The following is a 9,987-nucleotide window of genomic DNA, read 5'->3' as shown; positions in this document are numbered from 1 at the left end:
TGCAGAGAAGGTTCGTGCTGCGCAACCGGGTGATCGCGGCGCTGACCCGCGGCACCGTGGTGGTCGAGGCGGCGCTGCGCAGCGGGGCGCTCAGCACCGCCAGACGCGCCCGTGACCTCAACCGGCACACCATGGGTGTGCCCGGGCCGGTCACCTCGGAACTCTCCGCCGGGGTGCACGCGCTGATCCGCAGCGGCGCCGCCGCGGTCGTGACCGACGCGGCCGAGGTCGCCGAGCTGATCGGAGCGATCGGTGAGGACCTGGCGCCGCAGCGCAGCGGGCCGGTGCTGCCCAGGGACCTCCTGGAGCCTGAGGCCGCACGGGTCCTGGAGGCTGTGCCGGCCACCGCGGAGGGTGCGCCGGTGGAGCGGTTGGCCCGACAGTCGGGACTTCCGCCGGACGAGGTGCTCCAGCGGCTCTACGAGCTGGGCTCGCTCGGCCATGTCGAGCGCCACGGCGCGCACTGGCGCCTGGTGCGGAGGAGGTGACGGCCCGTCCGGACGGTGACGGCGGAACGGCTCGGGGGCCGGCATGGGGGCGGTGTGGGGCGGAGCGTCAGGAGGACGCGCCCCCGAAGGGCGACCGGGAGGAGGACGGGGAAGGGCGCGGGGTTGACGGGGCGGAACGGCCGGGCGGGGCGGGCATCCGGTTCGTCCACCCCCGGTGCCCGGGTGGGGCGACACGAACGCCACCGGATCGGGGGACGACCGAGTGGCGGTAGCACTCTGCAGCGAGTCGGTCACGCTACGCTCGCCATGCCTTCCCTATCAGCACATGACTCGGCAGAACGGCGCAGACCAACGTATGCCCACACACATTCCCGGACACCGAGTGACCGGTGGCGCCCGGTCCTCGGGAGGGCCGCGCACCGAGCGGCGGACCGCGACCGAGTACCCGTCCAAGTCCACGGGTGCGATGGGGGCCCTGGCGCGGCAGGGCGGCCGTCCGGCGCTCACCGGGGCGCACGACGACCGCCCGGACGCGCCCGGCGCTCCCGCCGACACGGCCGCCCCCGCGTCCGCCGGGGCGCCGGCTCCCCGCCGCGAGCGCACGGCGCTCGAAGAGCTCTGGCGCTCCTACAAGGAGACGGCCGATCAGCGGCTGCGGGAGCAGCTGATCCTGCACTACTCACCGCTCGTCAAGTACGTGGCGGGCCGGGTCGGGGTCGGCCTGCCGTCCAATGTCGAGCAGGCCGACTTCGTCTCCTCCGGTGTCTTCGGGCTGATCGACGCGATCGAGAAGTTCGACATCGAGCGGGCCATCAAGTTCGAGACCTACGCGATCAGCCGGATCCGCGGCGCGATCATCGACGAGCTGCGCGCGCTGGACTGGATCCCGCGCTCGGTGCGGCAGAAGGCGAAGGCGGTCGAGCGCACCTACGCGACGCTGGAGGCCCGGCTGCGGCGAACGCCGACCGAGCCCGAGGTCGCGGCCGAGATGGGCATCGCGATCGAGGACCTGCACACCATCTTCAGCCAGCTCTCGCTCGCCAACGTCGTCGCGCTCGACGAGCTGCTCCACCCCGTCGGCGACGGCGGCGACCGGCTGAGCCTGATGGAGACGCTGGAGGACCACGGGGCGGACGACCCGGTCGAGGTGGCCGAGGACCGGGAGCTGCGCCGACTGCTGGCGCAGGCGGTCAACACCCTTCCCGAACGGGAGAAGACCGTGGTGACGCTCTACTACTACGAGGGGCTGACGCTCGCCGAGATCGGCCAGGTCCTCGGGGTGACCGAGAGCAGGGTCAGCCAGATCCACACCAAGTCGGTGCTCCAGCTGCGCGCCAAGCTGTCGGACATCCGGTAGCCGAACACCCCCGGCCGAAAACCGTCCCCGGTCGGACGCCCCTCGGCCGGACACGCCCCGGCCGGTCGTGGCGCGGACCGGTCGGTGCGCCGCGTACGCCGGGTCGGCGCCCCGCGCCCCGGAACGCATCCCTCCGTATCCGTCGCCGTACGCGGCACCGTACCGGCGGGATGTAGGGCTCCGTACAGTGGAGGGCGTGCCGAAGATCCGAGCAGCCAGTGTGGCCGAGCATCGCCAGATGCAGCGGGCAGCCCTCCTCGATGCTGCCCGCAGTCTCCTCACCGAGGGAGGCATGGAAGCCCTGACCTTTCCCGCGCTCGCCATGCGCACCGGGCTCGCGCGTTCCTCGGTGTACGAGTACTTCCGCTCCCGCGCGGCGGTGGTGGAAGCGCTCTGCGAGGTGGACTTCCCGCTGTGGGCCGCCGAGATCGAAGCCGGGATGGCGAGCCGGGACACCGCCGCCGAGCGGATCGAGACGTATGTCCGGAGCCAGCTCGCGCTGGCCGCCGATCCGCGCCACCGGGCGGTTGCGGCGATCTCCGCGCTGGAGCTGGACGACGCGGCCCGGGAGCGTATCCGGGCCGCGCACGGGACGCTGGTCGGGCTGGTGGTCCAGGCGCTCGAGGACCTCGGCCACGAGCAGCCCCGGCTGGCCGCCGCGCTGCTCCAGGGCATCGTCGAAGCGGCGGTGCGGCAGGCGGAGCACCGGGCCGCGGGCGGCCGGGCCGAGAGTCCCGAGGTGATCGCGGATGCCGCCGTCGCCCTCGCGCTGTACGGCCTCGGCCCGAGCTGAACCGCCGGGCTCCGAGGACGGCACGCGGTCCGGCCGGGGGGACCGGCGCGGCGGCGACGGTCGGTTCCGTCGGACGGTCGAGCGGGAGCAGTCGGGCCGGACCGCTCCCGAACAGGGCCGGCGGGTCGAGGTAGCGCTTCCCGCGCAGCAGGCCCCAGTGCAGGCAGGGACCGTCGGCGCAGTGGCCGCCGCCGGGGGCGAGCCGTCCGATCACCTGTCCGGCCGCCACGGCGGTCCCCACCGGGAGGGTGCCGTCCACCGGTAGATAGGTGGTCCGCAGCGGGGGAGCCGGCGGAGCCGCGGACGCCGAGGATCCCGTCGGCGCATGGGTGACCGTGACGACCGGCCGTCCGGCCACCGGCCCGGCGAACGTCACCACCCCCGGCGCGGCGGCGCGGACCGCCGCGCCGGCGGTTGTGGCCAGGTCGACGCCCCGGTGGCCCGCGCCCCACGGTCGCGCGGGCGGCTCGAAGCGGCCGACCACGGCGCCCGGCCTCCCGTCCGACCCGTCCACCGGCCACCACCGCCCGCCCTCACTCATCCCGGAAGCCCCGGTCTCTCCCGCGCCACCGGTCGTCGCCCCGGCCGCCCTGCCTGCGGCATGCCCGAGCGCCCCGGGCGCCCCGGGCGGGCCACCGGTCAGCAGGGCGACCGCCACCACCGTCACGACCAACACCACCCGCCGCCTCGCCCCCGTCCCGCCGCCCCTCCCGTCCGGAGCGGCACCAACGCCCACACTTGCGTCCACACCCACATCCACGCCGACACCCGCACCCGCACCCACACCCACCACCCCCACGCCGACAGTCATGCCGCCGAGGCTCCCCGGGGCGGCCCGGCCCGGCCACCGGGGGCCCGTTTCCTGTGGACAACCGGCCCCTGGGGACAATGGCCATCCCTCCAACGGGTGGACCCGGCAGGTTCACGGGACCCCAACACCGCCGCCCGGGTGCCCCGGACCTGGCCGGTCCCCGCCCGCCCGCCTTCTGCGGAGTCGCTCGGCGCTCGGCGCTTCCCGTACACTTCACACGCGACCCGGTCCGCCGGGTCGACTTCGCACGCCCCGCCACCGGCGGTCGGACAGCGGCTCAGCCGCCGCCCCCGCCAGGTGCGAGTGCCGCTCGGTCCGCCGAGCCCGACCGGTCCCAGGACCGCCGGGGGAAGCGGCTCGGCACGTTCGGGGCGTCAGGCGTGGCTGTCACCTGGCCGCCACGGACAAAACCGAGCCTGACCCGGCCGTTCGCAACAGCCGAACGGGAAGCGCGATCGCGCGCCTCCCGTGACGCCGCTGCGTGGGAGCCGGGCGTAACACCTGAGGAGCACGGCTATGGCCGTCGTCACGATGCGGGAGCTGCTTGAGAGCGGCGTCCACTTCGGTCACCAGACCCGCCGCTGGAACCCGAAGATGAAGCGCTTCATCATCACCGAGCGCAACGGCATCTACATCATCGACCTCCTGCAGTCGCTGAACTACATCGACCGCGCCTTCGAGTTCATCAAGGAGACCGTTGCCCACGGCGGCAGCGTCCTCTTCGTCGGCACGAAGAAGCAGGCCCAGGAGGCCATCGCCGAGCAGGCCACCCGCGTGGGCATGCCCTACGTGAACCAGCGCTGGCTCGGCGGCATGCTGACCAACTTCTCGACCGTCTACAAGCGCCTGCAGCGCCTCAAGGAGCTCGGCGAGCTGGACTTCTCGGACGTGGCCGGTTCCGGCCTCACCAAGAAGGAGCTCCTGGTCCTCCAGCGCGAGCACGACAAGCTGGAGAAGACCCTCGGCGGTATCCGTGACATGCAGCGCGTTCCCAGCGCTGTCTGGATCGTGGACACCAAGAAGGAGCACATCGCGGTCGGCGAGGCCCGGAAGCTCAACATCCCGGTCGTCGCCATCCTCGACACCAACTGTGACCCCGACGAGGTCGACTACAAGATCCCGGGCAACGACGACGCGATCCGCTCCGTCACCCTGCTGACCCGCGTGATCGCCGACGCCGTCGCCGAGGGCCTCAAGTCCCGCGCGGGTGTCGCCAAGGGCGACGTCAAGGCCGAGCCGGGTGCCGACCAGCCGCTCGCCGACTGGGAGAAGGACATCCTGGAGGGCGAGAAGAAGGCTGAGGAGGCCCCCGCCGCCGACGCCGAGGCTGCCCCGGCCGCCGAGGCCGCCGCCGTCGAGGCCCCCGCCGCTGAGGCCGAGGCTGCCCCGGTCGCCGAGGCCCCCGCCGCCGAGGCTCCGGCCGAGCAGGCCTGACGTACCAAGGGTGAGGGGCACCCGCCGGTACGACACCGGTCGGTGCCCCTCTCTCCCGCGCCGGGGCCGAACCATCGGTCCCGGCGCTACTCCACGCAGACACGCGAGACGCGAGAAGAGATTCACACCATGGCGAACTTCACCGCCGCGGACGTCAAGAAGCTCCGTGAGCTCACCGGCGCCGGCATGATGGACTGCAAGAAGGCCCTGGACGAGGCCGAGGGCAACGTCGAGAAGGCCGTCGAGCTTCTGCGCATCAAGGGCCAGAAGGGCGTTGCCAAGCGTGAGGGCCGCGACGCCTCCAACGGTGCCGTCGCCGCGCTGATCGCCGAGGACAAGAAGTCCGGCGTCCTGGTCGAGCTGAACTGCGAGACCGACTTCGTCGCCAAGGGTGACAACTTCGTCCAGGTCGCCGACGCGATCGCCGCCCACGTCGCGAAGAGCGCCCCGGCCGACCTGGACGCCGCCCTGGCTTCCGAGATCGAGGCCGGCAAGACCGTCCAGCAGTTCGTGGACGAGGCCAACGCGACCCTGGGCGAGAAGATCGTCTTCCGCCGCTTCGCGCAGTTCGGTGGCGACGGCTTCGTCGCCGTCTACCTGCACAAGACCAGCCCCGACCTGCCGCCGGCCGTCGGCGTCCTCGTCGAGCTGGACAAGGAGAACGCCGAGGTCGCCAAGGACGTCGCGCAGCACATCGCCGCCTTCGCGCCGAAGTACCTGTCCCGCGAGGACATCCCGGCCGAGGACATCGAGAACGAGCGCCGCGTCGCCGAGGCCACCGCTCGCGAGGAGGGCAAGCCGGAGGCCGCCCTGCCGAAGATCGTCGAGGGTCGCGTCACCGGCTTCGTGAAGGAGAACTCCGTCCTGGAGCAGGCCTTCGCGAAGGACAACAAGAAGACCGTCGCCAAGGTCCTCGAGGAGAACGGCGTCGCCCTCAAGCGCTTCGCCCGCTTCCGCGTCGGCGCCTGAGCCACGTTCCACCGGTCCCCCCGGCCGTAGGCTGGGAACCGCCCCCCGCCCGCTGACCAGGGCCACGGGGAACGCGCCGTACGGGCTCACCCAGCGCCATCCGTTCACGGGCGAGCCGCGTCGGCGACATGAACGACGAGGAGGCCATTGCCGTGCAGGACACCGAACCGGTTCCCGCGGCAGTGGCCTCCTCGCGTGTACGCGCAGGCCGGGCACCCGCACACCCGCGCCTGTGAACCAGTAGGTGCAGAAGGAGAAGTCCATGCAGGAGACGCAGGAGACCGCGCGGGAGATCCAGGACGGCACGCGCCGCCGGGTAATGCTGAAGCTGTCCGGTGAGGCCTTCGCCGGCGGCGGCGGGCTCGGCGTCGATCCGGACGTCGTGCACGCGATCGCCCGTGAGATCGCCACGGTCGTCCGCGCGGGCACCGAGGTCGCCGTGGTGATCGGCGGCGGCAACTTCTTCCGCGGCGCCGAGCTCCAGGTCCGCGGTATGGACCGGGCCCGCTCGGACTACATGGGCATGCTCGGAACGGTCATGAACTGCCTGGCGCTCCAGGACTTCCTGGTCAAGGAGGGCATCGAGACGCGGGTCCAGACCGCCATCACGATGGGCCAGGTCGCCGAGCCGTACCTGCCGCTGCGCGCCGTCCGGCACCTGGAGAAGGGCCGCGTGGTGATCTTCGGCGCCGGTATGGGCATGCCCTACTTCTCCACCGACACCACGGCCGTCCAGCGGGCGCTGGAGATCCACGCCGATGTGCTGCTGATGGGCAAGAACGGCGTGGACGGCGTCTACGACTCCGACCCCCGCACCAACCCGGACGCGGTCAAGTTCGACGCGCTGGAGTACTCCGAGGTCATCGCGCGCGACCTCAAGGTGGCCGACCTCACCGCGATCACGCTGTGCAAGGACAACAACCTGCCGATGCTGGTCTTCGAGCTGCTTGCGGAGGGCAATATCGCGCGCGCGGTGAAGAGTGAGAAGATCGGCACACTCATCAGCCAGGATTCTGTCCGGGCCTGAGCAGTAACCAGCCGTACCGGACGGCGCCGCCGCGAGGCTCCGGCGCCCGACCCCGGTCGGGACACCAGCAGATGAACCGGACAGGGAGATCACAGTGATCGAAGAGACCCTCCTCGACGCCGAGGAGAAGATGGAGAAGGCCGTCGCCCACGCCAAGGACGACTTCGCCGCCATCCGCACCGGCCGCGCGCACCCGGCGATGTTCGCCAAGATCGTCGCGGAGTACTACGGCGCCGTGACGCCGATCAACCAGCTGGCCTCCTTCTCCGTTCCGGAGCCCCGGATGGCGGTCGTCTCGCCGTTCGACAAGACCGCGCTGAAGGCGATCGAGCAGGCGATCCGCGACTCCGACCTGGGCGTCAACCCGTCGAACGACGGCTCCATCATCCGGGTCGTGCTCCCCGAGCTGACCGAGGAGCGCCGCCGGGAGTTCATCAAGGTCGCCCGCGGCAAGGGCGAGGACGCCAAGGTCTCGATCCGCGCCGTCCGCCGCAAGGCCAAGGACGCGATCGACAAGCTGGTCAAGGACGGCGAGATCGGCGAGGACGACGGCCGTCGCGCCGAGAAGGAGCTCGACGACACCACGGCCAAGTACGTGGCCACCGTCGACGAGCTGCTGAAGCACAAGGAAGCCGAGCTGCTCGAGGTCTGATGAACGACGCCCCTGACGCCCCTGGCTATTGGGGCACGTCCGACCAGCAGTACCAGCCGTACCGTCCGCACGAGCCTGCGCAGGCCCCCGGCACGCCTGCGCAGGCCGCCGGTGCACCCGGCACACCCGGCGCGTCCGGTCCGTCCGGCGCGCCCGCCGCCGGCGGGTACCCGGCGCAGCCGCCGCACGGGCAGTACGACCGGCCGGGGCAGTACGACCGACCCGGCCAGTACGACCGGCCCGGGCAGTACGACCGGCCCGGGCAGTACGGCTCGGGTGACCCCGGCCACCGAACGGGTCACTCCCAGCAGCCTCCGGTGTACTGGGACCCCGACGCGGAGGAGACTCAGGTCATGCCTCCCGTTCCGGCCGACCCGGGCCCGCAGCCGGCAGCCCCGTCCGGGCCCGACCCCGCCGAGGGGTCGTCCCGCGAGACGGGCCGGCTGAGCGGACCGCTGTTCCGCGACGAGCAGCCCGGGGCGGTGGAGCCGGGCGCGTCGGAGACGGTCGTGCTGCGCGCGATCACCGACGACGCCAGGTCCGCCCCGGTCGGCGGACCGTACCCGGGCGCCGCGGCGTACCCGGGGCCGTCGGCGCCGCAGGCGCCGCCGGTCGCGGCGGGTCACCCCGGTGTGCCGGGCGGACCGGCGGCGGGGCAGCCGTTCCTCGTGCCGTCGTCCCACCCAGGGCAGGAGACACCAGTGGCCCAGCCCGATCCGCAGCCTCAGCCGGCGCAGCGCAAGCAGCGCGGTGGCCGCAACCTCCAGGCCGCGATAGGCGTGGGAGTCGGCCTCGGCGCGGTCATCGTCGCCTCGCTCTTCTTCGTCAAGGCCCTGTTCCTGGCCGTGGTGATCGCGGCGGTGTCGGTCGGCGTCTGGGAGCTGACCAGCAGGCTCGCCGAGCGCAAGGAGATCAAGGCGCCGCTGGTCCCGCTGGTCGTGGGCGGCATCGCGATGGTCGCCACCGGCTACTGGTCGGGGATCCAGTGGGCGGCGGCCTCGCTCGCGCTCACCGGCCTCGCGGTGATGGTCTGGCGGATGGCCGAGCCGCCGGAGAACTATCTGCGGGACATAACGGCGGGCATCTTCACCGCCTTCTACGTCCCCTTCCTCGCCACCTTCGTGGCGATGATGCTGGCGGCCGACGACGGTCCGCAGCGGATCGTGCTGTTCCTGATCGTCACGGTGTGCAGTGACACCGGCGCCTACGCGGTGGGCTACAAGTTCGGCCGGACCAAGCTGGCGCCGACGATCAGCCCGGGCAAGACCCGCGAGGGCCTGGCCGGCGGCATCGGCCTGTCGATGCTGGCGGGCGCGCTGCTGATGGAGCTGATCATCGACGGCGGCAGCTGGTGGCAGGGCCTGATCCTGGGCGGCTGCGCGGCGGTCACCGCGACCCTGGGCGACCTGGGCGAGTCGATGATCAAGCGCGACCTCGGCATCAAGGACATGGGCACCCTGCTGCCCGGTCACGGCGGCATCATGGACCGGCTGGACTCGCTGCTGCCGACCGCCCCGGTGGTCTGGCTGCTGCTGGCGGCCTTCGTGGGCAGCTGAGGCCACCCGCCCCGGCCCGGGGCCCCGGACGCACGGCGTCCGGGGCCCTCGCGCGTCTGCGACACTGGATGAACCATGCCTAAGCCCGGAGAACTCACCTTTGTCGCGCCGCGCGGCGCCAAGCCCCCGCGACACCTCGCCGACCTGAGCCCCGCCGAGCGCAAGGAGGCCGTCGCCGAGCTGGGCGAGCAGCCGTTCCGCGCGAAGCAGCTCTCCAACCACTACTTCGGCCGGATGTCGAACGACCCGGCGAGCTGGACGGACATCCCCGCCGCCAGCCGGGAGAAGCTCACCGAGGGGCTGCTGCCCGAGCTGATGTCGGTGCTGCGGCACGTGTCCTGCGACGACGACACCACCCGCAAGACGCTGTGGAAGCTGTTCGACGGCACGCTCGTCGAGTCGGTGCTGATGCGCTACCCGGACCGGGTCACCATGTGCATCAGCTCCCAGGCGGGCTGCGGCATGAACTGCCCGTTCTGCGCCACCGGCCAGGCCGGGCTGACCCGCAACCTGTCGACGGCCGAGATCGTCGAGCAGATCGCCGCCGGGATGCGCTCGCTCCGCAGCGGGGAGATCCCCGGTGGCGAGGCCCGGCTGTCCAACGTGGTGTTCATGGGCATGGGCGAGCCGCTGGCCAACTACAAGCGGGTGCTGGCCTCGATCCGCAGGCTGACCGACCCGGCGCCGGACGGCTTCGGCCTGTCCCAGCGCGGCATCACGGTCTCGACCGTCGGCCTGGTCCCGGCGATGTACCGGTTCGCCGACGAGGGGCTCAGCTGCCGTCTGGCGCTGTCGCTGCACGCTCCGGACGACGAGCTCCGCGACGAGCTGGTGCCGGTCAACACCCGTTGGAAGGTCGCCGAGGTGCTGGACGCGGCGTGGAACTACGCCGAGAAGTCCGGTCGCCGGATCTCCATCGAGTACGCGCTGATCAAGGAC

9 protein-coding genes and 1 pseudogene are annotated in these 9,987 nt (G+C 72.2%); 9 read left to right on the top strand and 1 reads right to left on the bottom strand.

The features are described 5' to 3' along the window. The 3 genes from BI06_RS16005 to BI06_RS15995 all read left to right on the top strand — a co-directional run. Nucleotides 1–488, top strand: a 488-nt coding sequence (locus tag BI06_RS16005; protein ID WP_199523298.1) for a DNA-processing protein DprA, incomplete at its 5' end; no start/stop codon positions are given. 343 nt (nt 489–831) lie between these two features. Further along, entirely contained in the window at nt 832–1,806 is a 975-nt protein-coding gene (gene whiG, locus BI06_RS16000) for an RNA polymerase sigma factor WhiG (RefSeq protein WP_341845512.1), read from the top strand. A gap of 220 nt (nt 1,807–2,026) precedes the next feature. Next, on the top strand, nt 2,027–2,599 hold the full coding sequence (locus BI06_RS15995; protein WP_030396751.1) for a TetR/AcrR family transcriptional regulator: 573 nt from the start codon (nt 2,027–2,029) through the stop codon (nt 2,597–2,599). A gap of 133 nt (nt 2,600–2,732) precedes the next feature. On the opposite strand, the pseudogene BI06_RS53600 reads toward BI06_RS15995, so the two are convergent. Then, nucleotides 2,733–3,140 (bottom strand): annotated as a pseudogene (locus BI06_RS53600) (peptidoglycan DD-metalloendopeptidase family protein); the annotation flags it as partial. A 786-nt stretch (nt 3,141–3,926) separates the two neighbouring features. Here BI06_RS53600 and rpsB point away from each other — a divergent pair. The 6 genes from rpsB to rlmN form a co-directional block, all read left to right on the top strand. Next, a complete protein-coding gene (rpsB, locus tag BI06_RS15990) occupies nt 3,927–4,844 on the top strand; it encodes a 30S ribosomal protein S2 (protein ID WP_030396752.1) in 918 nt (305 codons plus the stop codon). A 129-nt stretch (nt 4,845–4,973) separates the two neighbouring features. Further along, a complete protein-coding gene (gene tsf / locus BI06_RS15985) occupies nt 4,974–5,813 on the top strand; it encodes a translation elongation factor Ts (RefSeq protein ID WP_030396753.1) in 840 nt (279 codons plus the stop codon). Nucleotides 5,814–6,075: 262 nt separating this feature from the next. Continuing rightward, nucleotides 6,076–6,840 (top strand): UMP kinase, encoded by a 765-nt coding sequence (gene pyrH / locus BI06_RS15980; protein WP_030396754.1) that lies wholly within the window; start codon nt 6,076–6,078, stop codon nt 6,838–6,840. A 94-nt stretch (nt 6,841–6,934) separates the two neighbouring features. Continuing rightward, nucleotides 6,935–7,492, top strand: a complete 558-nt coding sequence (frr, locus tag BI06_RS15975; RefSeq protein WP_030396755.1) for a ribosome recycling factor — start codon at nt 6,935–6,937, stop codon at nt 7,490–7,492. A 353-nt stretch (nt 7,493–7,845) separates the two neighbouring features. Next, nucleotides 7,846–9,048 carry a phosphatidate cytidylyltransferase gene (locus BI06_RS15970; RefSeq protein ID WP_369826152.1) on the top strand — a complete coding sequence of 401 codons (1,203 nt, stop codon included), beginning with the start codon at nt 7,846–7,848 and terminating at the stop codon, nt 9,046–9,048. A 75-nt stretch (nt 9,049–9,123) separates the two neighbouring features. Further along, on the top strand, nt 9,124–9,987 hold an 864-nt coding region (gene rlmN / locus BI06_RS15965; RefSeq protein WP_043468750.1), incomplete at its 3' end, for a 23S rRNA (adenine(2503)-C(2))-methyltransferase RlmN.

This window comes from Kitasatospora sp. MBT66, from assembly GCF_000710405.2.
GTDB classification, from domain to species: Bacteria; Actinomycetota; Actinomycetes; order Streptomycetales; family Streptomycetaceae; genus Kitasatospora; species Kitasatospora purpeofusca.
The sequence above is the reverse complement of the archived record's forward strand: the minus strand, read 5'-3'. Positions and strand labels throughout refer to the sequence as shown.

Bases quoted from the DNA above. Each gene is read 5' to 3' on its own strand.
- tsf (WP_030396753.1), top strand. From the start codon at position 4,974: ATGGCGAACTTCACCGCCGCGGACGTCAAGAAGCTCCGTGAGCTCACC.
- pyrH (WP_030396754.1), top strand. From the start codon at position 6,076: ATGCAGGAGACGCAGGAGACCGCGCGGGAGATCCAGGACGGCACGCGC.
- rpsB (WP_030396752.1), top strand. From the start codon at position 3,927: ATGGCCGTCGTCACGATGCGGGAGCTGCTTGAGAGCGGCGTCCACTTC.
- BI06_RS15970 (WP_369826152.1), top strand. From the start codon at position 7,846: ATGCCTCCCGTTCCGGCCGACCCGGGCCCGCAGCCGGCAGCCCCGTCC.